We start from the raw sequence: 25,524 nt of genomic DNA on the forward strand, positions 1-25,524 counted from the left end.
GAACCCCAGCGCGGCGAAGACGCGAGGATCTTTCCCCTGGTCCCGGCCCATAACCCATCGTCTGGCAACTTATTTCGTGGGCGGAGTATCGTGGGCGACAAGACGTCGATCCGACCGCTCCCGGGCCGGCCGGACGAGGGAACCATAATCCGGGCGAGGAGAGAGCATGACCGTCCATCCACACGTCAGGGGACAGTCCGACGAGACTGCCAGCGCTCCCGGCGCACACAAGGGCCCGCTCGGAAGTTCTTACCTTCGGGGGCTGACCGGTCAGCTCGTCACCGAGTGGAACGCCGATGGCGAGGAGGGCCAGGGCGGTTACGGTCCTCGCACGCACCGGCCCTTCTCCCACAAGGCGTACCACCACCCGGCGGCCGGCTATGGCGCCGCGCTCTCCGTGAGCCAGGTCTTGGCCAAGGAGCGCGAACCTATCGAGGGTGCCCGTTCGATCTTCACCATGAACCAGACGGACGGCGGTTTCGACTGCCCAGGGTGCGCGTGGCCGGATGATCCCGATGTTTCGATGGATATTTGCGAGAACGGGATCAAGCACGTCACGTGGGAGATGACGCCGAAGCGGACGACGCGCGAGTTCTTCGCCAAGCACTCCGTGACGGAGCTCGAGTCCTGGACCGACCATGACCTGGAGAAGGTCGGTCGGCTCACCGAGCCCATGTCCTACGACGCCGAGTCCGACCACTACATCCCGATCACGTGGGAGGATGCCTTCGCGATGGTCGGGGACACCCTCCGGGGCCTGGACAGCCCCCACGAAGCGACGTTCTATACTTCGGGGCGCCTGAGCAATGAGGCCACGTTCCTCTACCAGCTCTGGGCACGCGAGTTCGGCACGAATAATCTGCCCGACTGCTCGAACATGTGTCACGAGGCATCCGGCCGTGCGTTGACGGCTTCGCTGGGCACGGGCAAGGGAACTGCCGACCTGAACGACTGGCTCCAGGCGGACCTGCTGTTCGTGATGGGCGTGAACGCCGGGTCCAATGCGCCGCGCATGCTCACGGCGTTGGCCGAGGCCGAGCGCAAGGGCACCAAGATCGTTCACATCAACCCGATCATTGAGGGCGCGACCAACGGAACGATCGTGCCGCACGAAATCGATCAGATGATGATGGCCAAGGTCACGCGGACTTCCTCCCTGAATCTCCAGGTGCGGCCCGGTGGCGACATGGCGCTGATGCGCGGCATCGGCAAGCGTCTGGTCGAACTCTCCGAGAATGACCCGGAGGCCATCGATCACGCATTCCTCGAGGAGTACACCCACGATTTCGAGGCGTACCGCACGCTCGTCGATCAGACCTCCTGGGAGGACATCGAGGAGCAGTCGGGTGTTTCCAAGGGCCAGATCATGCAGCTCGCGAACCTGTACCGCGAGTCCAACAAGACGCTGATCTCCTGGTGCCTCGGTGTTTCCCAGCACGAGCACGGCGTGGACACGGTCCGTGAGATCGTCAACCTCCTCATGCTTCGCGGAAACCTGGGCAAGAACGGCGTCGGCCCCTCCCCCGTGCGCGGACATTCCAACGTCCAGGGCAACCGGACCTGCGGCATCGACCACCGTCCGAGCAAGGACTTCATTGAGAAGATCAACAACGTTTTCGGCCTGAATGCGCCGACCGAGCACGGCCTGGACACGGTCAGCTCGATCGAAGCCATGCACGAGGGTTCGGTCAAGGTATTCGTTTCTCTGGGCGGCAACTTCGTCCGGGCGGTACCGGATCCGGAGTACACCGAGAGGGCCATGCGGAAGCTTGATCTGAATGTGCAGGTCAGCACCAAGCTGAATCGCAGTCATATTGTGCACGGCAAGAAGTCGTTGATCCTCCCCTGCCTGGGTCGTTCCGAGAAGGACGTCCAGGCCTCCGGCGAGCAGTGCGTTTCTGCCGAGGACGCGATGTCCATGGTCCACGCCTCCTTCGGTATGAAGAAGCCGGCGTCTCCGCATCTTCTGTCGGAAATGGCGATCCTGGGCGGGATGGCACGCGCGACTCTGCCCGATTCGACGACGCCGTTCGAGAAGTACGTGGACAACTACGACGAGATCCGTGACGTGATGGCCGAGGTTCTGCCCGGTTTCGAGAATTTCAATGAGCGCGTCCGCCAGCCGGCCGGGTTCCGGATCTACCAGGCGGCCAGGGAACTGGACTTCTCCAAGACCCCGACGGGCAGAGCGAATTTCTCGACCGCCGAGCTTCCCCAGGTCGATCCCGGTGAGGGCAAGCTGGTGCTTCAGACGATGCGCTCCCATGACCAGTGGAACACCACGATCTATTCGAACAATGACCGTTACCGCGGAATCAAGAACATCCGCACCCTGGTGTTCATGAACCCGGACGATATGCGCGCACGGGGGATCCAGGAGGGAGACTTCGTCTCGATCACCTCGACGTCGAAGCTCGGGATCATGCGACGGCTGAACAAGTACCGGGCTTTCGCAAAGGATATTCCGCAGGGAAGCGCGGCCGGTTACATGCCGGAGATGAACGTGCTGATCGGAATCGAGGACTACAGCACGCAGTCCGAGCAACCGCTGATGAAGAGCCAGCACGTAACGATCGAATTGGAGAAGTAGACCCAGCAGACCTGCCCACAGGTTCCGCCCGGTCAATCCATGGAGCGGCCCGTCACCTCGACGGGCCGCTCTTCTGCATCTGGCCACGCCCAACCACCCGGGTCTCAGGCATTCAGGAGCTCGCGTGCTCGGCCGTATTTGGCGGCCAACCGCTCCCTGGTCTCCTTGCCGAGTCGGGCGGTTCGTTGAGGATCCGTGTTGTCGTCCAGATCGGCCTTCTTGACGAGTATCGCTGCGGGCACTGCCCTCACACGCTCGAAGTAAGTTTCGAGGCTTTCGCCGGGATGTTTGGTCACGGCGGCCACCGCGTCCACGACCTCGTCGGGAAAGCTTTCCCGCAGCTGGGCCTCGGTCACGGTGGTGTCTTCAAGGACGTCGTGCAACCACGCGGCAGCGATCACGAGGTTCGCTTCATACCCGAAGACGCCGCGTTCCTCGCACCGGCGAGCCGCATGTGCCGCTACCCGCGTGGGATGCCCGATATACGGCTCTCCCGCCTTGTCCTTCTGGCCCTCGTGCGCAGCCGTGGCCAGCATTTCAGCACGCGGGACCAGCGAATGGTCCTTCATGCTCTCCCACATCGATTCGTCCACATGGTGTTCGCTCATCATGGTCAGACCCTCTTTTCCGATGATCGTGGTGATGAGTCCGAGCCTAGACACCCCGACTGACAAGTTAAGGATTTTCACGCGTGCATGAGCGTTTCCACCGGATCTGTTCTTCCAGCCCGCCAGGCCGGGTAGGACCCTGCGAGCAGACCGACAGCCAAACCCGCGATGGCCCCGCAGAGTACCGTGTCCATCCGGAGGACGGGTTGCCAGTGATTCACCAAGCTGATGGGAACGACCTCCCTGAGGACGCGTTCGGGTTATCCTCCCCGACCAGGTGTCCCCGCAGCGTCGCGGCGTCGTAATCCGTCCGGAAGCGACCGCGCCTCTGGAGCTCCGGGATCACCAGGTCCACGAAGTCTTCGATGCCTCCCGGCAGGGTGGGTGGCATCAGGTTGAACCCATCCGCTCCCCCGCGGTCCAGCCAGAGTTCGATCCGGTCAGCAATGGTCTCCGGTGTGCCGACCATCGTGCAGTGGCCGCCGCCGGCTGCCAGGCGGCCAAGAAGTTCACGCACCGTGGGCTTCTCGGACTCGACGATGCGCAGAATCGTCGCGTATCGCCCCTTGGGGCCGGTGAATTGTTCGAGCGGCTCAAGGTCCGGAACGGGCGCATCGAGTTCCCAGTCGCTGCAATCGCGCTGCACGAATTTCCCCAATTGGCGCAGGGAGGCCTCGACCGGCAGGAGCGCGTCCAGGTCCTTCCGCTTCCGTTCGGCTTCCTCCACGGTCGAGCCCACGTACGTCACGAGACCGGGCATGACGACGACGTCGTCCGGGCGACGTCCAGCAACCTCGGCCCTCCGACGGATGTCGGATCGGTATTCCTCACCCTGATCCAGGTCGTAGGCGACGGCGTATATGCCTTCCGCGCGACGCGAAGCAAGGTTGCGCCCGGGCTCCGAGGCACCGGCTTGGAACAGCACCGGCCGCCCTTGGGGCGGTTGGGGCACGTTGAGCGGACCGGCCACCGAAAAATTCTCGCCCGCGTGATCGACGCTCCGGATCATGGTCGAGTCCGCATAGCGTCCCTCACGGTCGGCAAGGATGGACTCCCGCGGCCACGAATCCCACAGGGCCTGGACGGCGTCGACGAACTCCTCGGCCCGACCGTAGCGTTCCTCGTGCCCGGGCAGGGACTGGCCACCGTGGTTGCGCGCTTCGGCGTCGAACATGGACGTCACGACGTTCCAACCAACCCGCCCACCGCTGATGTGGTCGAGGCTCGCGAGGATCCTGGCCGCGTGGAACGGCGTCCAGAACGAGCTGGACACCGTGCTGACGAGGCCGATTCTCGACGTCGCCCGCGCCATCGCGGACAGGCAGGTGAGCGGCTCCAGAAACCACGCGGGTGAGTCCTCGAGTCCGCCGGGGCTCAAAGACTGCCCGTCGGCGAAGAAAACCGCGTCGAGCTTGCCGCGTTCGGCCACTCTCGCGAGTTCCTCGTAATAGGCGATGTCCCCGAGCCTGTCGACCGATGAGCCCGGGGCGCGCCAGGCCGCGTTGTGGTGCCCGCAGCCGTAGATGAACAGATTGATGTGTGCCTGCTTTTTCCGGTCGCTCATCCTTTGACCAGCCCTCCGTCGACGATCAGGTTCTGACCGGTCACCGCACGTGCCCACGGGGATGCGAAGAACAGGACGGCGTCGGCCAGTTCGTCCGGAGTGGTGACGGAGCGCAGGGGCGTGCCTTCGGCGATCGCGTCGAAGACTTCGGCCGGCGTCGCCGAACTCGCGTCGGTCTCCCGCAGCAGACCGCCCGAGACCATGTTGACGGTGATGCCCTCCGGCCCCAGGTCATGCGAGAAGGTCCTGGTCAGGGACAACAATGCGGCCTTGGCGGCCGTGTAGTCGTGGTACGGGACCACGGGGTTCTGAAAAAGGTTCGTACCGATGTTCACGATTCGCCCGAATCCCCGTTCGGCCATCCCCGGCCGGAGCGCCTGGATCATCGCGAGCGGCCCGTGGAGGGACCCGTCGAGTTGCGTCCGAAATTCCTCGGCGGAGATGTCTGCAGCCTTCGGCCGGGCCTCGCCGTTGAAGCTGAAATCCACCAGGGCGTTGTTCACCAGCGTGGTCGGGGCGGCGCCGAAGAGTTCGGAGGACGACGCCGCAAACTCCTGGATGCTCTGCCGGTCGCGAATGTCCAGGTGCGCGCATCGGGCCCGGTCGGGGTACTCGTCGACGATGCGCTGGGCATCGTCCTGACTGCGGTGATACCCGATCACCACCCGGGCGCCTTCCCTGAGGAACGCTCGGCTGATGCTCGCCCCCAGGCCCCGTGCGCCGCCGGTCACGACGACGATGTGCTCGTTCAGGGGAATCGCGGTGCGTGCTTCTGTCATGGTCTCTGCCTCTCTGCCGAGGCGAAGGCACCCCAAAGAGCGAAGCCTCCCTCGACGAGAGCGGAGGTGCGCGGGTGCGCGAGCGCTCTGCGGACATTCCCTTCGCCAGTGCTAACTGCATCAGGTTCGACGGGTCTCATCTCAGCCTCCCTCGGAGGCACCCCGTGTCGCGCGTCTCATCGTAGCACCGCTATTCGAACAGGCGCTGGCCCACCAGGGCGTCCCCTTCCCGAATGCCCGGCGGTACCGCGAAGAGGGCCGAGGCCTGGTGCTGGAGATATTCCGTGAGGGCGTCCTTCTCGGTCATCTTCTTCAAGACCGGGTAGAAGCCCGTCCGCGGATCGCGCACGAACGCGACGAAGAACATCCCGGCGTCCAGACGGCCGAGCGAGTCGTTGCCGTCGGTGTAGTTGTAACTGCGGCGGAGCATCCGGACGCCCTGGTTGTTGTCGGCACCGACCACCGCCACATGCGAGTCGGCAGGAATTGCGGTGCCGCCGTCTCGGCCGGGAGCGGCGAAGTCGGGGCGGGCGAATTCGTCCGAGTCCTGCGGGTCGGAAACCGACAAGGGCGCACCGTGGTACTTGTCCCGACCGATCACCTCCTGCTGTTCGGAGAGTCGGACACGATCCCAGACCTCCAGGTGCATGTGGATCTTGCGCGCGACGACGTAGGTCCCGCCGTTCAGCCACGAGGCCGCGGCGTCGTCCTCCGGCTGGACCCACACGTGGCGGCGAAGCAGCTCGGCGTCGTCCTCCGCCTTGAGGTTTGCGGTTCCGTCCTTGAAACCGAGAAGATTTCGCGGGGTCCGCTGCTCCTTCGACGTCGACGAGCTGCGTCCGTATCCGATCTGGCCCCACTTGAGTGTCGCGGACCCGAAGGCGATGCGGGTCAGGTTTCGAACCGCGTGGACGCAGACCTGGGGGTCGTTCGAGCAGGTTTGGATCAGGATGTCCCCGTCGCTGGCCGCCGCCCGCAGGGCCTCGTTCGCGAATTTGGGAACGCCGTCGGCCAGGACCCGCGGCATTCTGTCCTTGAGGCCGAAACGGTCGCCGCCGTGCTCGTCCACGAACAGGGAACGCCCGAACCCGAAGGTGATGGTCAACCCGCTCGGCGGATACCCCCACACCTCGCCGGTGTCGGACGGCGGCAGCTCGACGTCGTTCTCAGCGCCTCCCACCGGTTCGCCCGCAACCATCTTCTCCGAGGCGGACGTCCATGCGGTGAGCAGTCGGCGGAGCCCGTCCCGATTGCGGGTCGTGACCGTGTAGGCGACCGTATACATGGTGTCCTGCGCGGGAGTCAGGATTCCTTGTTGGACCTCCCCACGGAAGGGGTACCGGAGTTCGTCCGGGCTGGAGGCCGAGGCGGCGTCGAGCCCCCTCCGGCGCCCCAGGACCTCGCCGCCGAAGCCCGAGACGCCCATGAGACCCGCGACGCCGGCCGCGCCGACCAGCCTGCGCCGGGTGAACCCCCGGTCCCGCCCGCCGGCCGACACGGCCTCATCCCCTGTCACGGCCTTGATCCCGTTCCCGGCATGCTCGTGTGCTGACATCGTCGCGGTCGTGTCCTAGTGGAGAACCGTTCCGGCGATCTTCGACAGCGGCTCGCTCAGAGCGTTGACCGCATCGGAGAACTTGCGCTGCGTCTCGGTGTAGGCGGAGGCATCTGGCGCCTCCCCGGCGTCTTTCTGGACCGCGGCGACCAGGGAGTAGTCCCGGAAGGTTTCCGTGCCGTCGTCGGTCCTGCCCGAGACCTGTTCCTCGATCAGGGCCTTCACGGTCTCGATATTCGATTCGATCGACTCCGCCAGGGCGGGGTCCTTCTTCCGCACCAAATCAGCCACGTTGCCGTAGGCGACCTCGGCCCCCTCGACGTTGGCCCTGAAGTCGTACATGTCGGTGTGGGAGAAGGTCTCTTCCTCGCCGACGATCTTGGACTTCGCGACCTCCTCCAACAACGACGACGCCCCGGTCGCCACGTCCGCCAGCTTCAGTTCGAAGTCGCCGTCCACGCCCTTGATCTGCCCGTAGACCAGATCGTAGAGCTTCTGGGTGTTCTCGGTCAGGTCGTCAGCGGCCTGCTGGCGTTCCTCGTCGCTGGCAAAATGGAAGGGCGAGTCGTCGTTCCCGAACAGGTCCGCCTCGATGCGGTGCCATCCGGTCCACCCCTTGAGGACCTCGGGGTCGGTGGGCTCCTTGTGGGCATCCGTCGAAAGGTCCTGGACTCGGGCGTCCAGGGCGGCGTCGAGGTCCCCGGCCTCTTCGATCCCGAAGGCCTCGGCCGTGGGCTCGATGCGCTCGTAGTGCTGGCGCGCCAGCGGGTAAAGGGTTTTGGCTTTCTCGACCTCGCCCGAGGTGTAGGCCTGCGCAAATTCCTGGGTCGCGGTCAGCAACTGGCCCGTCTGGTCCTTGACGTAGGACGTGTATCCGGCGATCGCCCGATCTTCTGCGGCCTTGGTGTCCTCGGAGACGTCGACGTCGTCGCCCTGGGAGACCTCCAACTCGGACAGGCCCACGAAGTTGCCCACCATGTTGGGCTTGCACGCGGTGTAGTAGGTCCCCTGTTTGAGCGCGGTCGTGAGCTCGGCGGTGGTACCGGGGCCGATGTTCTCTTTCTCGGAGGCGATCTGGAGTTTGTTCTCCGTGAGGATCTCGAACTCATTGGGCTTGGTTCCCTTGTTCGAGATGCTGAATTCGACCTTGCCGGACGGGATCTGCGAGGGGTTCGTGGTGCACGTGTCGTCGGTGATGTCCACCGTGACCTTGTGGGTGTCCCCCGCGCTTGCGGACGCCCCGGACGAAGCCTGGGGATTGTCGGCGCAGGACGCCAGGCTCAGTGTCAGGGCGAAGGTTGCGGGGACGAGCAGATATTTGGTGTTCTTCATGATTTCCTCTGGGTGCGGTGAGGGCCCGAGCGACGTCGTCCGGGCCTGCGGTGTGGAAGAAAGCCTGTGGGGCGCCAGGTGGCGACGGGTCCCCGCGGATCAGTGGGGTTTCGCCGCCGGCACGGTCTCGGAGGGGGCTCTTCGTACGATCCCGGAGCGGTAGGCGTACAAGGCGGCTACGGGGGCGAAGTACGCGATCCACGCGATGACCTGAAGAATCGTGGGCTGGAGGTTCACCTGGAAGATGGCCTGACCGAGGACGTACAGCCAGAACAGAGGGGAGCCCGCGGCCGGGAGACTGCCGCTGAGGTCCCACGCGTGATTCATGACGCCGGGAAGAACGCCCGCCTCCTGGAGGTCTCCGACCCCGTAGGAGCAGATGCCGGCCGCCACAAGAATCAGGAAGCAACTCGTCACGGAGAAGAACCTGCGGAGGTCGATGGTGCGGGCCCCGCGGTAGACGAGGTGGCCGAGCAGGAGGGCCAGGAGCAGGCCGGTGACAACTCCGGCGGTGGTCGCCACCGCGTTGGTCTCGATGGAGGAACGAACCGTGGCCCAGATGAACAGCGCGGTTTCGACCCCTTCCCGGCCCACGGCCAGGACAGCGATCCCCACCATCCCCCAGCCCGAGGACCGTTCGACCAGGGATCGCCGCGTGGACGATTCCAGCTCCTGCTTGAGACCCCCGGAGTGTCGCCCCATCCAGAAGATCATCCACGTCACCATCGCCACGGCAACCAGAGACAGGCCACCACCGATGATTTCCTGGGCCTGGAACGTCAGGGTCTTCGGCCCCCAGGTCAGCGCGGCGCCGATCGCCAGTGGAAACAGGGCCGCCAGGCCGACTCCGAGCCAGAGCCGGGGAAGCACGTCCCGTCGATCGGCTTTGACCAGGCATGCGACCAGAATCCCCACGATGAGGGACGCCTCGAAGCCCTCACGGAGGGCGATCAACAGGTTTGCGAGGAACACAGAATCTCCATGACACCGTGAATCGTCGAATGCCTCCTGCGGACCCCCGACGGCCGGATAGACAGAAGAAGTATACCCTAATTCACTATGTAGCGTACCCTATCCACATAGTATCCCGAACCTTCTACGGGGACATCGTGTCAACAGGACGGTGCCTCAAGCCCGGATCCACACGTCGGACCGCGAGCGCCATCCCAGGGTGATACCCCGCAGACCCATGAAGCCCATCGCGTAGGCGAGCCATATGCAGACGAAGCCCCAAGGGTCGACGCCGTCACCCCGGTCGCCGCTCACGGCCAGAATCCACCAGAGCAGCGGAGCGTAGACGATCAGGCACACGAAGGAGGCCAGCGCCAAGTACTTGACGTCCTGGGCCCCGATCAGTACGCCGTCGAGAATGAAAACGTACGAGGCCAGAGGCTGCCCGATGGCCACCACGATCATGGCGATCGCGAAGAGATGCTGGACCTGGGGGTCGGGGGTGAAGGCCCAGCCGAATCCGTAGCCCAGGATCGGGCAGATGAGTCCGGTGATCACGCCGAAGCCCAGCGACCACCGGATCAGTCGGTGCATGAGCCCCCGGACGTGCTGCTTCTCGGAGTCCAAGGTCAGATCCCGGCTGCCCATTTCCTTCCCGAGCAGTGCCTGTGCGGCGATCGCGAGCGCGTCGAGCCCGAAGGCCATGAACCCGAAGAGCGACATGGTCAGCTGGTAGCCGGCGAGGTTGACGGGTCCCTGGTGGGTGACCACGAAGACGGTCAGGAGCATCGCGGCACGCATCGAGGCCGTCCGCAGCATGAGCCAGGATCCGACCGAGAGGATCTCGCCGATCCGCCGCGACGTCGTCCTCCACGAGATGCCGTGCTCCCGAGACCCGCCAATGATCATGCGCAGATAGATCGCCGCCATGCCCCACTGGACCAGGGAGGTGCCCATGGCGGAACCCGCGACCCCGAGGTCGAGGAGGAACACCAGGATCAGGTTGAGGACGATGTTCACGCCGGCCCCGACCGAGGCGACGTACAGCGGCGTCCTGGTGTCCTGGAGGCCGCGCAGAATTCCCAGTGCGGCCAGGACGATCAGCATTCCGGGAAGGCCGGGCATCGACCACCGCATGTACGCCACCGCGTGGTCCAGGGTCTCGCCCTGCGCGCCCATGTGTCCGAGCACCGTCGGCGCGAGGATGGTCCCAGCGACGGCGAGCACGACGCCGATCCCGAGCGCGACCCAGAGACCGTCCCGACCTTTCTCATAGGCGGCCTTGAGATTCCGTGCGCCGAAGAATCGTGCGACGGCCGGGGTGGTCGAGTAGGACAAGAAGATCATGAGTCCGATGACGGTCTGGACCACGGTCGATGCGACGGAAAGACCGGCCAGTTGCTTGGTTCCGAGGTGACCGACGATCGAGGTATCGGCGAGGATGAAAATGGGCTCGGAGATCAGAGCTCCGAAGGCGGGGAGTGCGAGGGCCAGAATCTGCCGATTCAGGCTTTTCGCGGACGTCTCGGCAGGGCTCTGGTCAGGAGGATTGTTCACCTGATCAGTCTAGGAGGACCCTGGGTCCCGGGTCATCTGGTTGAATCACATCATGAGCACCCCCTCAGCCCAGGTCCACCCCGCCGACTCCCACGACCTCATCCGGGTGCATGGCGCCCGGGAGAACAATCTCAAGGACATCGACGTCGAGCTCCCGAAGCGACGCCTGACCGCGTTCACGGGCGTGTCCGGCTCCGGAAAGAGCTCCCTGGTCTTCGGAACCATCGCCGCGGATTCCCAACGACTCATCAACGAAACCTACAGCGCTTTCATCCAGGGCTTCATGACCAGCCAGGCACGGCCCGAAGTGGATTTCCTGGACGGTCTCACCACCGCGATCATCGTGGACCAGGAGCGGATAGGCGGCAATGCCCGGTCCACGGTCGGCACGGTCACGGACGCGAACGCCCTGTTGCGGACGCTGTTCAGCAGGGTCGCGGAGCCCTCGATCGGCGGGCCCAAGGCGTACTCCTTCAACGTGCCCTCCGTGAAGGCCTCGGGCGCCATCACGGTCGAGAAGGGACACAGGAAAGCCACCAAGGCGACCTTCTCGGTCACGGGTGGCATGTGCCCCAGGTGCGAAGGCATGGGGTCCGTGACCGACGTCGACCTCGAGGAACTCTACGACGAGGACAAGTCCCTCGCCGAGGGGGCCATCAAGGTCCCCGGGTACACCGGCGGCGGATGGAACGTCCGGCTCTTCAGCGGGTCGGGGTTCGTGGATGCGGACAAGCCGATCAAGGAATTCACGCAACGGGAGATGCACGATTTCCTGTACAAGGAACCCGTGCGCATCAAGGTCGAGGGCATCAACATGACCTACGAGGGTCTGATCCCCCGCATCCAGAAGTCGATGCTGTCCAAGGACAAGGAGTCGATGCAGACCCATGTGCGAGCTTTCGTGGATCGCGCGGTCACCTACGTGGCCTGCCCCGATTGTGGGGGAACGAGGCTCACGCAGGGCGCGCTGTCCTCCACGATCGAGGGCAAGAACATCGCCGACCTGTGCAGCATGCAAATCAGCGACCTCGCTGACTGGGTTCGGAATCTGGAGATTCCCTCGGTCGAGCCGCTGATGGCCACCCTGCGCCATCTCCTCGACTCGTTCGTGGAGATCGGTCTCGGCTATCTCTCCCTCGACCGCTCCTCCGGGACCCTGTCCGGCGGCGAGGCCCAGCGCGCCAAGATGATCCGGCACCTGGGGTCGTCGCTGACGGACGTCACCTACGTCTTCGACGAGCCGTCCATCGGTTTGCACCCGCACGATATCGAACGCATGAACAAGCTCCTGCTCCAGCTCAGGGACAAGGGCAACACCGTGTTGGTGGTCGAGCACAAACCGGAGATGATCCGCATTGCCGACCACGTGGTGGATCTCGGTCCCGGCGCCGGGACCGACGGCGGAGAGGTGTGTTTCGAGGGCGACGTCGATGGGTTGCTGGCCTCGGACACGATCACCGGGAAGCACTTGGAGGACCGCGTCAGCCCCAAGGAGACCGTGAGGACGCCGACCGGGAGGCTCGAGATACGCGGTGCGAACCGAAACAACTTGCAGAACGTCGACGTCGATATCCCTCTCGGGGTACTGACGGTGGTCACCGGCGTCGCCGGCTCCGGGAAGTCCTCGCTGCTTCACGGGTCCCTACTGAAAGGCACCCGCGCCGAGGACGAAGGGGTCGTCGCAATCGACCAGTCGCCGATCAAGGGGTCACGGCGCAGCAACCCGGCGACCTACACCGGGCTCCTCGACCCGATTCGCAAGGCGTTCGCGAAAACCAACGGGGTCAAGCCGGGGTTGTTCAGCTCCAACTCCGAGGGTGCGTGCCCGACCTGCAACGGAGCGGGCGTCGTCTTCACCGACCTCGGCATGATGGCGGGGCTCTCGACCGTGTGCGAGGACTGCGGGGGCAAGCGCTTCCAGCCGGAGGTGCTGGAATACACCTTCGGCGACAAGGACATCAGCGAGGTCCTGGCCATGTCGGTCGCGCAGGCTCTGGAGTTCTTCGGTTCGGGCGAAAGCAAGGTGCCGGCGGCCCACAAGATCCTCAAGCGGCTCGACGACGTCGGCCTCGGCTACCTGAGTCTCGGCCAGCCGCTGACCACTCTCTCCGGCGGCGAGCGCCAACGCCTCAAGCTGGCCTCCCACATGGGGGAGAAGGGCGGGGTGTACATCCTGGACGAACCGACCACGGGGCTGCACCTGGCCGACGTCGAGCAGCTTCTCGGCCTCCTGGACCAGCTCGTGGACTCGGGGAAGTCGGTCATCGTGATCGAGCACCACCAGGCGGTCATGGCTCACGCGGACTGGATCATCGACCTGGGACCGGGCGCCGGGCACGACGGCGGCCGGGTGGTCTTCGAAGGGACACCGACCGAGTTGATAAGGTCCGGATCGACGACGACCGGCCGCCACCTGAAGGAATACGTCGAATCATGAGCACCCGCCACGGAACCTCGGAGCGCGGACCAACGGCTGACGTGATCGAAGGGTCCGGGCCCGGGGCTTCTGGGGCGGAGGTCCCCGGGCGGCGGGCTCTTGGGCGACGTCCGGGCCGGCAGCGCCCGGGTCGGCAGCGTCCGGGCCGGCAGCGTCGCGACACCACGCCCGCTTTGCGCGCTCCGCGGCGCTTTCCGGTTGACCCGGGGCACGCTCTTGGCGGCGCCGGCGGCCTTCAGCCTCGGTGGCCCCAGAGCTTTTCGAGCTCGCGCCGTTCCTTCTTCGTCGGACGACCTGCGCCCGGTTCACGACGTGGCACCGGTGCCGACAAGGCGCTCGGCTTCGGCGGCGAGTGGTCGACGTAGCACGTGCGAGCGATCGGCGCCCCGACCCGCTTGGTCAGCAATTTGGTGACCTCGAAGACCCGTTCCCAGCCGGGAGTCCTGACCTTGACGACGTCGCCCACTCGAATCGCCTGCGAAGCCTTGACGGGCTGGTCGTTCAGCCTCACGTGCCCCGCCCGACACGCTGTCGTGGCCGAGGACCGGGTCTTGTAGAGCCGGACCGACCAGAGCCACGCGTCGAGCCGGACGCTCGACGGCCCTTCCTGCGGAGCCTGGTTCTGGGAAGTCATGGTCACCATTCTAAATCGCGCGGTCGAGACCACCCCAGCGGCCTGGGGTCGGGGCCGGGACGCCGGTTCGGGTTGGCTGGACATAGTGGGGGGACGGTTGGTTTGGGTGGCTGGTTTGGGCGGCCGTTGAGGCGGCGGTTCGGACGGCCAGCTCCGGTGGCGGTGTGGGCGGCCAGCTCCGGTGGCGGTGTGGGCGGCCAGCACCGGCGGCGGTTACCGATTTCGGAGGCGGTTCCCGACGCCGGCCCACGCTTCCTGCTCTCGTGTGCTCCCCGTTGGGTGGCGGTTGCCCACTTCGGAGGCGGTCGCCGACGTCGACCCACCGTCCTTTACCTCGTTGATTCGCACGTTGGGAGGCGGTTGCCCAATCCGGAGGCAGTTCCCGCCCTCAACCACCGATTTCTGACGCCGTTGGCCGCGCCGCTGGGAGGGGGTTAGCCAATCCGGAGGCATTCCCCGTCGTTAGGTGGCGGCTAAGCCCCCACCTAACGACGGAGAACGCCACTTATGCGGGTAACCGCCACCCAACCCGCGGTCGGCCAATCACACAGACCGCATCCGCGGTCATCGGAGCTTGTCCATCGCGGCCGCGATTCGCAGACGCAGACCGGCCGGATCCCGCGTAATTTCGTTCCAGTTCGTCCGCAGAATCGTCCAGCCCTCAGCGACGATCAGTTTCTCCCGATGCCTCTCCTTGAAGACCACCTGGTCCGTGGGCGCGAAGTCGAAGTACTTGGACTTTCCGTCGACCTCCAACCCCAGCTTGAAGCGGGGCCACCCGAAATCCAGATGCTTGGTCCCCTCTCTCGTACGAACGGGTTGCTGCGAGACGGGAGGGGGCAGGCCGGGCAGGCACAGAACGAATCTGGTCATTGTTTCGGCGACGGACTGGCACCGTGGGTCGGCGAGCTCAAGAACCTGGCGCGCCCTTCCGATGCCGTGCCGACCTCGCCCACGTACCACCATCGACTCGACCTCGGACTTGTCCACTCCACGTGCCAGGATCTGGTCCATAACGATCAGCCCCTCGCTCACCGGAAGGATCAGCGAGCACTCGAAGGCCGTCCTCGCCAGCGGTGTCACGTGTGGCCCTTCCCTGTATCTGACCCAATCAGCCAGTGCATGCGGGCGAGCATGCGCCCTCACCAGAGGGTTGCTCGGGAAGGTGCGCTGCGGCGTCGTGATGTGGATGCGGTCCGGAAGACGAAGAAGGCTGATGTCGTGAAACAGCGCCGCCGACGCATGAGAGAAGACGAACGAGAGCTGAGTTGTCTTCCATACCGCGAGGTGCCGGGCGATTGTTCTTTCACGCTCATTCGCCTGATGCCACCGGTCGGCGCGGACATAGACCCCGCGCGAGATCCGGGTGAACTCCCCTGAGCGAATCTTGTGGCTCAGTGTCTTCTCCGTCTCGCCCTGAGCCAGCAGAAATCTGGTTGTCATGACGTCCGAGGACGTTATCGGAGGGCATTTGTCGTTCATACGACCACTATCGACGCCGTTGACTGCCCCTGGCACCCGTTCCGGCAATCTGTGGAAAACGGAATGGGAGGACGACGCCGCGACGATGGGCGTCGGCACGCGTCGGACGGAAGCTCCTTCGAGGATCAGTCGCCCAATTCGGTGGCGTTCGCCCGGTTCGGTGGTAGTCGCCCGATTCAGTGGCGATTCCCGGCGTCAACAACCGGTGCTCGACTCCGCCCCGACCTCAGTCAGGTGGTGGTTCCCCGCTCAGATGGCGGTTTTCGACGTCAATCGGCGGACTGGCCGAGGACCCGACCCCACGCTGGGAGGCGGTTGCCCAATTCGGTGGTGGTTTCCGTCCCCAAACGCGATTCCGGACCCGAGTTTGGCCCCCACGTTGGGAGGCGGTTTCCTGCAAAAGTGGCGTTCTCCGTCGTTAGGTGGGGTTTTGGCCACCACCTAACGACGGTGAACGCCGCGCAATCGGGTAACCGCCACAAAACCGAACCCGCGGCACGCAAAGAACCACGGGCCGCAGCAGAACCGTGGGACGGCGCAGACGCGCGGCGCGCAAAGACGCATGAGCTCCGGTCGAACGTTGGGGCGGTGCCGGAGCGCGGGCCGCAGCAGAACCGCGTCCCGAAGCCGCCCCGTTAAAAACCAACGGCCGGGAGTGGAGCTATAGGGAAAACGCTCCACCCCCGGCCGATGATCCGAGACGGATTCGCGGTCCGCCTCTCATCAATCACTCGCACCTTATGAGGTAGTTATTAACCTAATCGCCCCGACTGGAACACAACCCCACATGGCCTGAAAGCCTCCTGTTAAACAGATAACGACTTGGACACGAAGCTGAACGCCGCGCCTACCTTGTGACCAGGTTAAATGGAACGTCCCGCTCGAGTGCGAGCACGAGCGGGACGTCAGCTTCCGCAATTCCCCCATATGGAGGGGCGCCGTACGACGTCGGTCGCCAACCTCCGTGCGGAAGCAGTTCCGGTCGCACGTGTTCGGCCGGAACAGCGTCGGACACCCTGGGTACAAACCTGACCCACTTCCGGGCGTTGGACGGTGCCCGATGCTCCGCTGCGGAAGTGACTTTCCCCAGGACAGGAAAAGGATCACGGAAAGTCGGGGGACCGCCTCGCCGGGCAGTTTGTACAAGGACTTGTATCCGTTGCTGGTACTGATAATAACGGATGGAAGGTCGATGGCAACACGCTCGACACGCAGGTATTCATGATTTGTAGCACCCCGATTCCCGCCCCGTGCGGCAGCGATTCCGGTCACCTCTCCCCTTGATCACCCCCTGGCCGTAAAGTGACATGCATGAACGATTCGACCGTCACACCGAACACCGTGTCCGAATCCCTCGAGAGGATCCGAGACCTCACCGCATCCCACGAGAACCACCCCGTCGTCGTCGTGACGGGTGCTTCCGGCGGGATCGGCTCCGACGTTGCCCAGGACCTCTCCCGCGACCGTTTCGTCGTCGCCATCGGGCGCAATCGGGAAAAACTTGCAGAGCTCGCCGAATCGGGCGGCCCCGAGGGCGGGATCGTGCCGCTGGTCATGGACTTGAACGACGTCGACGCCATCGCGGGGGTGCTCAACCTCCTGCCGCGCGTCGATGCTCTGGTCAATGCGGCGGCCGTCGCGCCCCGGTTCACCCTCGAGGACGCACGCCCCGCCGACTGGCAGGATGCATTTCGGACCAACGTGACCGCGCCCGCCGAGGTCACGCGGGCCGTGCTGCCGCAACTGCGTGAGAGTCAGGGGACCGTGGTGTTCCTCGGTTCGGGAGCGTCCCGGGGGTCGAACCAGTACAACGTAATCTATTCGGCCACCAAGCACGCCCTTCAGGCAACGGCCGACGGATTCCGCAAACAGGTCGCGGAGGACGGCGTCCGGGTCGCGACGGTCGCCCCCGGACCGACGGATACGAAAATGGTCCAGTGGGACGACGACTACCCCAAGTCCGAGCCGCCCCAGTTCATCGAGCCCTCGACCGTGGCCCGTTCGATCCGCCACGTGATCGACGCCCCGACCGACACGCAGATCACCGAGGTCTGGGTCAGGCCCCGAGTCGAGGCCAAATAGTCGGGACACGGCCTCCGAACCCCTGCCGACGACGCCGCGCCGTCGCCCGCCCTAGCAGACGGGAGGGCGATCGCGGCGTCGTCGGACACAAAAAGCCACAGACATCGCGCCCGGCGGAATCGACCGTCATCGTGACAGATCGTTCACACGCGACGTCCAACGCCTGGTAGGGTTGAATCCGCACACGCCGAGCCGCAGACGCACAAAGAGGTCCGTCAGCACCGCCGGCAATTACCGTCGAAACCACCGCTCCCCTGAAAAATACCGCGAGCATCCCATCACCAACCGAAGCGGAGACAACACTATCCCGCTTCAGCACCCCCAAAAATTTTTGAGTTCTTTAAAGCAGTACGTCTGCGTTCAGCAGCTCAAGAACCGCGTCGGCAGAATCGTCGCGGAGTACATGGTCACCCCAGGTGACCGCCACGAAGGAAAGTTAGAATAATGGCTACAGGCACCGTCAAATGGTTCAACAGCGAAAAGGGCTATGGCTTCATTGCCCCGGATGACCATTCCAGTGATCTCTTTGCTCACTACAGCGCTATCGAGGGCAGCGGCTTCCGCAGCCTCGAAGAGGGCCAGAACGTCGAGTACCAGGCCGAGCAGGGCCCCAAGGGTCTCCAGGCCACGAGCATCCGCGTTATCTGAGCGTGATTCCCCCTCGTCAGGGGGACTGCCGAAGGGCCGTTGGCGAACGAGAGTTCGCCAACGGCCCTTTTTTGTTTGCCGCATACCCCCGGAATGTACTTTGGAAACCCTGACCTAAATTCAGCCGATGCACACCTGAAGTCTGTCTGAGGAAAGGCTGTACACGGCTGACAAGCCGCACAAACGGGCATATTCTCGAACCTATGAAGATGTCTACAGATCTTGAAAAGAAGTTCCAGGACCAGATCACCCTCGAGTTCGAAGCGTCCATCACCTACCGTCAGCTCGCCATCGAGGCGGACGAGCAGGACCTTCCCGGCATCGCCTCGTGGCTGCGCCACCAGGCCGATGAGGAAATCGTCCACGCCAACAAGTTCATCGATCACCTCTCCGACCGCGGCAACCACGCCGAAATCGGTCAGATCAACGCACCTGCCGTGAAGACCGGCCTGTCCGTTCTGGAAATCTTCGAGGCCGCACTGGCCCACGAGGAGAAGGTTTCCCAGTCGATCCGCGATCTCTACCGCGAGGCAGAGGCGGAGGGCGATTTCGATTCCCGCCCGCTGCTGAACTGGTTCGTCGACGAGCAGATCGAGGAAGAAGCCACGGCTTCGGAGATCATCGGCCGCGTCAAGCTCATCGATGGCGAAGGATCCGGAATCCTCCGTCTCGACGCCGAGCTCGGCCAGCGCCCCGAAGAGGGCACCGAGGACTGATCGCCCGGTCCCCCACGCAACCAAGGGCCCCGAACATCCATTGATGTTCGGGGCCCTTTTTCGGTGCAGTCACTTCTCGGAGTTCTTGCCGTCCTTGTCGATGCGCTGTTCCTCGGCCTCCTGGGTGGTTTCGCCCTGGCCGGGAACCTCCTCGGACAGTTCCTTTTCTTCCTTGTCACCATTCGACGTGGTCATGGTGTCACTCCTTTCGTTGCGACGTTCCGGCCCGTTCCGGACCGGCGGCGTGACCCGGGGCCGATGAGCCCGGGGCGAGGGAAGGAAACCGCACCCGCTCGGTCGCGGTGGTCGGGTCCCTGGGCACACGATTCCAGAGGATCCCGGCGCGGGGATCGCTCCTGTCCTTGGGGATGATCCACCCCAAGGAGATCATGGTTCTGGTCAGTTCCTTGATGTCCTTGGCGAGGAGGTTTCCCGCGGCGTCGCGGACCTCACCGCTCGTCGGGTGGAATTCCCAATGGTATTTCGCGCACACCTGGAGGGCCCATTGGGACTCGTGGCGCACGTATCGTGCGGGAATCGTCAGCGCAGTGACCGGTATCTGTCGTGTGTTGTACAAAATGCTGAGCTCCTTAGCTCGGCAGAACAGTCACGCGATCCCGACCGCAGGGCGACTTCGGTGCACCCTGGGGGCATCCTCGCCCCGTCGGCGGGTGAGGGAACGCGTTCTCATGTACTGGTCAGCCATTATCGTTCTTCTCGTGATGTCACGGCTGTACGCTTCACTGTCCACTCAACCCTGCCAGAGCCGTCAGCGCAAGTATTTTCCCTTGTCAACGCCCTTTTATTCCGTCTTGCGCACCTTCTTGGCGACACTGTTCCGGCCGGCGTCGCTCCGCCGATCCATCTCACGCATGTATGCCGAGAACCCATCGGGCACGCGTCCCTCCCGTCTCGCGGAGGTCACCACCCGGGTGATATCGGTCGCTGTCCACCGCGCGCCCGATGCCTTCAGGCGCTCGACGGCGTCCACGTCCTCCCCCAGGCGCAGGTCACGAAAGTTTCCCACCGACAAAAGGCTCGACATTCTCACACCCAGGTTTGCGCCATGAATCGCCGAGTGGCCCTCGCCCGGAGGATGCCCCTCGAGCCACAGCCTGTACGTTGGCGCCCCGACGGGTTCGTCTGGCTCAACGCTCCCGATGACGACGTCGTGGCCCGCTTGCGCCAGGTCAACCTGACGACGCAGCCAGGTCGGGGGGACCCGGGTGTCGGCGTCGGTGTGGGCCGTCCAGACAGCCTCGGGCGGCAGGCCCGGAAAGGCCTCCACAAGGCTGCGCGTGCCCGCGGCCCGGGCCGCCCCGACGCTCGAATACTGCCCCTCGAGCACCGTGATCACGGCCGAGGCCCCTCTCGTTCCGGCTGGACCGATCAAGGACGCGACGACGCGGGCACTGGCATCCGTGCACCTGTCCAGGACCACGACCACGCGAACCGGGAGGACAAGGTGCTCGGTCGCCGCCAAAAGGGAGGCGAGGCATGGGCCAAGATGCTCTTCCTCATTGTGCGCGGGAACGACGACGCCGACGGCGCGCACGGCGTCGGGCAGCCCCAAGTCATCACGCCCCATCAGGGCCACCGCCCCACGAGGACGTCGTCGACCACACCGCGAGATCGAAGTCAGGGTCAGTCAGCGTGACCGTGCGCGGCACAACCATTCTTTCGTCGAGGATTCGATGGACCTCGCGCGCGGTCAGGGGCCACCCGACCACGGGATGTACCCAGTGACAGGCCACAACGGTGTGTGCTCCGGAATCAGCGATGCATTCGGCGAGACGGGCCAGGCGGTCGGGGCTGAGGAAGTATCCGACCTCGGACAGGATCACGGCGTCGAATGGCGCCCTTTCGGCCACCCTCTCCCAGTCCTCCGGGACGGAGGCCTGCACCCAGTCGATGTCGGGCGAATCGGAGACCCGACGGGCCCGTTCCAGCGCCTTCGCGCTCTCGTCGACGGCGACGACCTTCTCGCACCGTTCGAGCAGGTCGCGGGCCAGTGTTCCCACGGAACACCCGAGCTCGAGCACAGTTCCGTACCGGGGGACCGGCAAAGAAGCCACGGTGAGGTCGCGCTTGCGCCGTTCGTACCAGCTGCTCCGGGTCCGCCAGGGGTCCCCGGAGAGACGATGAAGCTCGTCGAAGGGGCTTTCCGCGTCATGCCGCGGGCTCACGAAAATCTCGAACGGCCGCTCGAAGTGGCTGGTGACCTGCGGCGGCAGCAGGACTTCGTTGCCCGGTTCGCTCCCGAGCGGGCTCGTCTGCGACGCGTGCGCGACCATGGCGGAGCGTTTGGCCGCCAGGGCTGCGGCGTCGAGGTCGAGGCGCAGAAGTGCCCGGTCACCGGCCAGCGCGGACAGGTCCTCCGGGGTTCCCCAGTGCCAGAGCCACAGGGGCGCCTCGAGGTGAGTCGCGTCGGTCCGCCATGCGGCGGCCGCGGCCGCCTGACCCGCCGCCTCGTGGTCGGTGTGTCCGTCCGTACGGCACGTCGAGACGACCAGCGTCCGACCTGCCGTCTGCCCGATCACGTCCACCAGCGCGGCGACCAGCTGGTGGATGCTCTCCCGAAGGCGGCCGTCGCCCAAATCGAGGCGATGGACGCGAGCGCTCGGGTCCAGCGTACCGACGGCTTCTCGCACTTCCCGGTCCCGGATACCACGCAAATCGTCCGGACCGTGTGTAGGAGAGGCCGGGTGGGATGCCTCGCCGGCCGTCGCGACGACGACGTCGACCCCAATCCCGTGTGACGAAGCGGCGGCGATGAGGCCGCCCGCTGTCAGGGTTTCGTCGTCGGGGTGGGCGGCCACCACCACGAGGTTGTCGAAGCAATCGAGCCGCAACGGGTCTGCACGCTCGAGCAGCGGCTCTGAGGCCCACACGGACTCCGGTGTCCCGGCGTCGTCGTGACGGAACGCGGGGGCGCGACGCGGGGTCAAGGGAGACCCCCAAAGGTCGAGGGACCGTCCAGAATGGACTGGCCAAGGGCGGCGACGTCGCGTTCCGGCTTGTACTGTTGCAGGTATATCTGCAGGTCAGCGACGCGGCGGGCGTATTCGTCGTCCTGCGTCAGGGGCCCAGGGCCCAGCGTGTGGCCAACGGCGGTCAGGACCACTTCGCAAGCGCGGTGCACCGACCCTCGCACTCGCAGGGCCGTGGCCCAGGCGGCCTCCGAGCCTTCCGCGGTAGAGCCAACAGCCAGGTCGAGGGCGTCCGCGCGGTGTGCGGCATCGGCCAGCACCGACTGGGCGGCCTCCAGGGCAAGTGAGCATTGGCCCAGGTGAAACTGGGCTATCTGGTCGGGAGTGCGCGAACGGCAGGAGCTCTCGAGCTGCGCCGCCAGCTTGCACGCCGCACCCCACCACACTGCCGCGACCCCGATGCCGCCGAAAGCGAAGCCGGAGCGCGTGAAATACCATTCGTCGTCGCCGACCGGCGCCGCGGGAGCCGCGTCGAACTCGAGGGATGACGTCCGGAGGCGGCTGAGCCCCCTGGCGACCCAGCGGTCCTCACCGGCACGAACCTGCGACGACGCGAGATCCACCGCGAAGAGCCTGCGCGCCGTGGTCGACGTCCAAGCCGTCACGAGAGCATTCGAGACGGACCCCGCCAGGGAACACCAGGGCTTGTGACCCGTGATCCTCCAGCGGCCGTCATCCGACTGATTGGCCTCGAGCCGATGGTCCGGGGACTCGGCGGCGTAGACACCCCAAGTCCGCGCTCCACCGGCGTCTTCCGGCACCAGCCCTACGTCTCGTGGTTGCCCAGGTATCTCTGCTTCGGGATCCCCGACGAACGAACCGGCTTGATCGAGGATTGCTCGGGCGTCCAGATCGGGTTCGAGGGTGCGGGCCACGGTCAAGTCGATGGCGCCCAGCTCGGCCAAGCCGCGCCATAGGTGCCGGGTGTTGCCCCCTCCCGGCCGCCCGAGGGCCTCCGCGACGTCGGGAGCGAGCCGCAACGCGGCCTCCGGGTCGCCGGCCGCCTCGCGCGCGGACCGAACGAGGGCGGGTGGAAGTGATGGACTGTCAAACACGATTCACCTCGAGTGTGGTTCGTTTTCCCTAGTCAAACCGAGGTTACCAGTACCCTGACCGGCCCTGTCGCTAGTGCTCGCCGGGCGTCACCATCGATACGGCGTCGTGCGCCGCGCTGTACTTCAGGAAGCCGAGGTGGGCCTCGAAACGGTCCAGGACGTCGTCGATCACCTGTTGCTGCGTGAGCCCCATGAGGTCGTAGCCTTCCGAGCCGGTCTGGGTAAAGACCTCGAGCCGGTAGTACACGTCGACCTCGCGGGACATGCGGCCACCGAACATCGGGACGGGCGCCTCGACCGCGGCAACCTCGTACCGGAAGGTGCGGTGATCCGGGATCTCGACCAGGAGCGTGCGCTCGTCCACGCCCGTCTCCTCGTTGGACTGGGCAGACAGCGTCGCCGCATATCCTTGCTCCACGAATTCGGCGGCCACGGCCTCGAGCGCGGGCCCGATCGTCTGCTTCTCGAATTCCTTGACGGCTCGCTGGGATGGGTAGGAACGCATCCTGGCCAGTCGTTGCCGCCAGGTCTTCTCGGGCTTGACGCCGCCGTCGGGCGCTATCGACGACCTCATCAGCAGACGTCCCTCGCGCTCGGCGCGTTCCATGCGCAGAACCTTGGAGAACGAAGCCATGACCAGGTAGGCCACGATCGTGACGGGCAGGGCGAAGATCAACGTCGCGTATTCCATGGTCGTGACGCCGCCGGCGACGAGCATCGCGATCGTCAGCAGTGCGGTCAGGACGGCCCAGAAGATCCGCAACCACTTCGCGCCGTCCTGGGAGGGGTCGGGAATCGTCGAGGAGAAGTTCGACATGACCATCGCGCCCGAGTTCGCGCTGGTCAGATAGAACAGCAAGCCGGACAGCGTGGCCAGGCCGATCAGGAAGGCCGCCCCCGGGAAATTCTCCAGGAGCGCGTACCACCCGGCTTCGGGCGAGTCCATCGCGAGCTTTGCGAAGTCCTTGTCACCGCTCATGACCCGGGAGAGAGCGCTGTTGCCGAAGATGGTGACGATGAAGAAGTCGCACATCACCGGAGCGGTGATCGCGGCGATGACGAATTCTCGGAGCGTGCGGCCCCGGGAGATGCGTGCCAGGAACAGCCCGACGAAAGGCCCCCAGGCCAGCCAGAAAGCCCAGAAGAACAGGGTCCACATGGACATCCACCCGGACCCGCCGTCTTCATAGGCCATGGTCTGCATGGTCCGCTCGGGGAGGGACCACACGAAGCGACCGATGTTTTCGACCATCGCGTTGAGGAGGAAGGCCGTCTTGCCCGTGACCAGGATGTAGATCATCATCGCCGCCGCGGACCACAGGTTCAGCTCCGAGATCAGACGAATCCCCTTGTCCACGCCGGAGGTGCAGGCAGCAATCGTCATGACGACCGCAACCAGGACCAGTGCGATCTGGAGGGCAAGCCCTTCGGGAAGTCCGAAGAGCCAGGCGAAGCCGACATTGAGGAGAACGACGCCGATACCCATCGACGTCGCCACGCCGAACACCGTGCCCACCAGGGCGAAGATATCGATCACGTCGCCGGTGGCCCCGCGAACGCGCTTGCCCAGCAACGGGTAGAGCACGGCACGAATCGACAAGGGCATGCCCCAGCGGTAGGCGAAGTAGCCCATGGCCATACCGAGCAGCGAGTAGGTGGACCACCCGGCGACGCCGTAGTGGAACATCGTCCAGACGACGGCCTCGTGGGCGGCCTCGGAGCTCTCGGGAGACGCGTTGATCGGCTGGATGTACTGGGTCACCGGACCGGTTACGGAATAGAACAGCATGTCGATCCCCACGCCCGCGGCGAAGAGCATCGACACCCAGGTGAAGAGTTTGTACTGGGGCCTGGAGTGGTCCGGCCCAAGTCGGACGCTGCCCTGCTTGGAGAAAGCCACCCAGAGGACGAAAAGGATCACGCAGGTGACCGTGAGGACGTAGAACCACCCCAGGTTCTCCGAGATCCAAGCGACCACCTGGCTCATCGTCGATTCGGCCGACTTCGGTACGACGATGGCCCACAGCGAGAAGGCCAGGACCACGGCTGACGAGATGAGCAGAACTTTCCAGTTGACCTTCGGATCCGCGGCCTTGCGCAGTTCGGAGGGGCCGCGCCGCATGTCCTCGCTCGAGCTAGGAGGTCGGTTCTCCTGGCGTTCGACCACGTCCGCGAAGGAACGCTGGGAACCGCCGAAGCGTTCGCGCTCCACCCCTCGGGACGTCGCGTTTTCCGGCGAACTGAACTCCTGCGAATCCGACACTTCTCTCCTGACTGCTTGGGGCACGGTCCACGAGCCGTGGGCGGCAGGCACACACGTGCCCGGAGTCCCACGGGATCTCGATCGCGCACTCGCTCTCGGGCTCCGTCCGCGAGGCGATGTGAGCCGGTTTCTCGGCTCCGGGTGGCGGCCCGACATACGGCCGCACACGAATAGGCGCACTATTCAAATTAGTAGCCTGTGAATTTTCTGGCAATTTCGTGACGGCCGCGGGGTCGGTGGGGCGGAGATCGTCTGGCGAGGCTGTCCGGGCGGTGCGGGGG

The 25,524-nt window shown here is 65.1% G+C and carries 20 protein-coding genes and 1 riboswitch; of the genes, 5 read left to right on the forward strand and 15 right to left on the reverse strand.

Going from position 1 to position 25,524, the window contains the following annotated elements; genetic code table 11:
* Positions 1 to 166 precede the first annotated feature (166 nt).
* Positions 167 to 2,590 (forward strand): FdhF/YdeP family oxidoreductase, encoded by a 2,424-nt coding sequence (locus EWU68_RS10750; RefSeq protein ID WP_129316131.1) that lies wholly within the window; start codon positions 167 to 169, stop codon positions 2,588 to 2,590.
* A gap of 104 nt (positions 2,591 to 2,694) precedes the next feature.
* Here EWU68_RS10750 and EWU68_RS10755 read toward each other — a convergent pair whose 3' ends face one another.
* The 7 genes from EWU68_RS10755 to EWU68_RS10785 all read right to left on the reverse strand — a co-directional run bounded on the left by EWU68_RS10755 (position 2,695) and on the right by EWU68_RS10785 (position 10,936).
* Positions 2,695 to 3,252 (reverse strand): HD domain-containing protein, encoded by a 558-nt coding sequence (locus EWU68_RS10755; RefSeq protein ID WP_238692433.1) that lies wholly within the window; start codon positions 3,250 to 3,252, stop codon positions 2,695 to 2,697.
* Between the two features lie 163 nt (positions 3,253 to 3,415).
* A complete protein-coding gene (locus EWU68_RS10760) occupies positions 3,416 to 4,762 on the reverse strand; it encodes an LLM class flavin-dependent oxidoreductase (protein WP_129316132.1) in 1,347 nt (448 codons plus the stop codon).
* Positions 4,759 to 5,541 (reverse strand): 3-oxoacyl-ACP reductase, encoded by a 783-nt coding sequence (locus EWU68_RS10765; RefSeq protein WP_129316133.1) that lies wholly within the window; start codon positions 5,539 to 5,541, stop codon positions 4,759 to 4,761. The genes EWU68_RS10760 and EWU68_RS10765 overlap by 4 nt, the downstream gene beginning before the upstream one ends.
* Positions 5,542 to 5,620: 79 nt before the next feature.
* A riboswitch (TPP riboswitch) is annotated at positions 5,621 to 5,716 on the reverse strand.
* A 15-nt stretch (positions 5,717 to 5,731) separates the two neighbouring features.
* On the reverse strand, positions 5,732 to 7,096 hold the full coding sequence (efeB, locus tag EWU68_RS10770; RefSeq protein ID WP_129316134.1) for an iron uptake transporter deferrochelatase/peroxidase subunit: 1,365 nt from the start codon (positions 7,094 to 7,096) through the stop codon (positions 5,732 to 5,734).
* A gap of 15 nt (positions 7,097 to 7,111) precedes the next feature.
* Positions 7,112 to 8,428 (reverse strand): iron uptake system protein EfeO, encoded by a 1,317-nt coding sequence (gene efeO, locus EWU68_RS10775; RefSeq protein ID WP_129316135.1) that lies wholly within the window; start codon positions 8,426 to 8,428, stop codon positions 7,112 to 7,114.
* Between the two features lie 99 nt (positions 8,429 to 8,527).
* A complete protein-coding gene (gene efeU, locus EWU68_RS10780; protein ID WP_129316136.1) occupies positions 8,528 to 9,400 on the reverse strand; it encodes an iron uptake transporter permease EfeU in 873 nt (290 codons plus the stop codon).
* A 156-nt stretch (positions 9,401 to 9,556) separates the two neighbouring features.
* On the reverse strand, positions 9,557 to 10,936 hold the full coding sequence (locus EWU68_RS10785; protein WP_129316137.1) for an MATE family efflux transporter: 1,380 nt from the start codon (positions 10,934 to 10,936) through the stop codon (positions 9,557 to 9,559).
* Positions 10,937 to 10,988: 52 nt separating this feature from the next.
* On the opposite strand from EWU68_RS10785, the gene EWU68_RS10790 reads away from it, so the two are divergent.
* A complete protein-coding gene (locus EWU68_RS10790) occupies positions 10,989 to 13,373 on the forward strand; it encodes an ATP-binding cassette domain-containing protein (RefSeq protein WP_129316138.1) in 2,385 nt (794 codons plus the stop codon).
* Between the two features lie 235 nt (positions 13,374 to 13,608).
* On the opposite strand, the gene EWU68_RS10795 is transcribed toward EWU68_RS10790, so the two are convergent.
* Complete coding sequence (locus EWU68_RS10795; RefSeq protein ID WP_129316139.1) at positions 13,609 to 14,007, reverse strand: RNA-binding S4 domain-containing protein; 399 nt, start codon at positions 14,005 to 14,007, stop codon at positions 13,609 to 13,611.
* 564 nt (positions 14,008 to 14,571) lie between these two features.
* A complete protein-coding gene (locus tag EWU68_RS10800; protein WP_129316140.1) occupies positions 14,572 to 15,450 on the reverse strand; it encodes a hypothetical protein in 879 nt (292 codons plus the stop codon).
* 1,350 nt (positions 15,451 to 16,800) lie between these two features.
* Between EWU68_RS10800 and EWU68_RS10805 the strand changes: the two genes are divergently transcribed.
* The 3 genes from EWU68_RS10805 (at position 16,801) to EWU68_RS10815 (ending at position 18,935) form a co-directional block, all read left to right on the forward strand.
* Complete coding sequence (locus EWU68_RS10805; RefSeq protein ID WP_129316141.1) at positions 16,801 to 17,571, forward strand: SDR family NAD(P)-dependent oxidoreductase; 771 nt, start codon at positions 16,801 to 16,803, stop codon at positions 17,569 to 17,571.
* Between the two features lie 444 nt (positions 17,572 to 18,015).
* Entirely contained in the window at positions 18,016 to 18,219 is a 204-nt protein-coding gene (locus EWU68_RS10810) for a cold-shock protein (RefSeq protein WP_129316142.1), read from the forward strand.
* 203 nt (positions 18,220 to 18,422) lie between these two features.
* Positions 18,423 to 18,935, forward strand: a complete 513-nt coding sequence (locus tag EWU68_RS10815) for a ferritin (RefSeq protein ID WP_129316143.1) — start codon at positions 18,423 to 18,425, stop codon at positions 18,933 to 18,935.
* Between the two features lie 69 nt (positions 18,936 to 19,004).
* Here EWU68_RS10815 and EWU68_RS13455 read toward each other — a convergent pair whose 3' ends face one another.
* The 6 genes from EWU68_RS13455 to betT form a co-directional block, all read right to left on the reverse strand.
* Positions 19,005 to 19,130: a hypothetical protein gene (locus EWU68_RS13455; RefSeq protein WP_274542749.1), complete on the reverse strand. Its 126-nt coding sequence runs from the start codon at positions 19,128 to 19,130 to the stop codon at positions 19,005 to 19,007.
* 4 nt (positions 19,131 to 19,134) lie between these two features.
* A complete protein-coding gene (locus EWU68_RS10820; RefSeq protein WP_129316144.1) occupies positions 19,135 to 19,512 on the reverse strand; it encodes a hypothetical protein in 378 nt (125 codons plus the stop codon).
* A 225-nt stretch (positions 19,513 to 19,737) separates the two neighbouring features.
* On the reverse strand, positions 19,738 to 20,523 hold the full coding sequence (locus tag EWU68_RS10825) for a glycosyltransferase family 2 protein (protein ID WP_129316145.1): 786 nt from the start codon (positions 20,521 to 20,523) through the stop codon (positions 19,738 to 19,740).
* A complete protein-coding gene (locus tag EWU68_RS10830; RefSeq protein ID WP_129316146.1) occupies positions 20,513 to 21,883 on the reverse strand; it encodes a bifunctional PIG-L family deacetylase/class I SAM-dependent methyltransferase in 1,371 nt (456 codons plus the stop codon). The genes EWU68_RS10825 and EWU68_RS10830 overlap by 11 nt, the downstream gene beginning before the upstream one ends.
* Entirely contained in the window at positions 21,880 to 22,980 is a 1,101-nt protein-coding gene (locus EWU68_RS10835; RefSeq protein ID WP_129316147.1) for an acyl-CoA dehydrogenase family protein, read from the reverse strand. The genes EWU68_RS10830 and EWU68_RS10835 overlap by 4 nt, the downstream gene beginning before the upstream one ends.
* Before the next feature lie 70 nt (positions 22,981 to 23,050).
* Complete coding sequence (gene betT / locus EWU68_RS10840) at positions 23,051 to 25,243, reverse strand: choline BCCT transporter BetT (protein WP_197964341.1); 2,193 nt, start codon at positions 25,241 to 25,243, stop codon at positions 23,051 to 23,053.
* Between the last annotated feature and the right edge of the window lie 281 nt (positions 25,244 to 25,524).

The sequence above is a fragment of the Rothia koreensis genome, from assembly GCF_004136575.1.
GTDB lineage: Bacteria > Actinomycetota > Actinomycetes > Actinomycetales > Micrococcaceae > Rothia > Rothia koreensis.

Bases quoted from the DNA above. Each gene is read 5' to 3' on its own strand.
- EWU68_RS10800 (WP_129316140.1), bottom strand. From the start codon at position 15,450: ATGACAACCAGATTTCTGCTGGCTCAGGGCGAGACGGAGAAGACACTG.
- EWU68_RS10805 (WP_129316141.1), top strand. From the start codon at position 16,801: ATGAACGATTCGACCGTCACACCGAACACCGTGTCCGAATCCCTCGAG.
- EWU68_RS13455 (WP_274542749.1), bottom strand. From the start codon at position 19,130: ATGACCACGTCGAATGGTGACAAGGAAGAAAAGGAACTGTCCGAGGAG.
- EWU68_RS10810 (WP_129316142.1), top strand. From the start codon at position 18,016: ATGGCTACAGGCACCGTCAAATGGTTCAACAGCGAAAAGGGCTATGGC.
- efeB (WP_129316134.1), bottom strand. From the start codon at position 7,096: ATGTCAGCACACGAGCATGCCGGGAACGGGATCAAGGCCGTGACAGGG.
- EWU68_RS10825 (WP_129316145.1), bottom strand. From the start codon at position 20,523: ATGGGGCGTGATGACTTGGGGCTGCCCGACGCCGTGCGCGCCGTCGGC.
- efeO (WP_129316135.1), bottom strand. From the start codon at position 8,428: ATGAAGAACACCAAATATCTGCTCGTCCCCGCAACCTTCGCCCTGACA.
- EWU68_RS10760 (WP_129316132.1), bottom strand. From the start codon at position 4,762: ATGAGCGACCGGAAAAAGCAGGCACACATCAATCTGTTCATCTACGGC.
- EWU68_RS10815 (WP_129316143.1), top strand. From the start codon at position 18,423: ATGAAGATGTCTACAGATCTTGAAAAGAAGTTCCAGGACCAGATCACC.
- EWU68_RS10750 (WP_129316131.1), top strand. From the start codon at position 167: ATGACCGTCCATCCACACGTCAGGGGACAGTCCGACGAGACTGCCAGC.
- EWU68_RS10790 (WP_129316138.1), top strand. From the start codon at position 10,989: ATGAGCACCCCCTCAGCCCAGGTCCACCCCGCCGACTCCCACGACCTC.
- EWU68_RS10795 (WP_129316139.1), bottom strand. From the start codon at position 14,007: ATGACTTCCCAGAACCAGGCTCCGCAGGAAGGGCCGTCGAGCGTCCGG.
- EWU68_RS10765 (WP_129316133.1), bottom strand. From the start codon at position 5,541: ATGACAGAAGCACGCACCGCGATTCCCCTGAACGAGCACATCGTCGTC.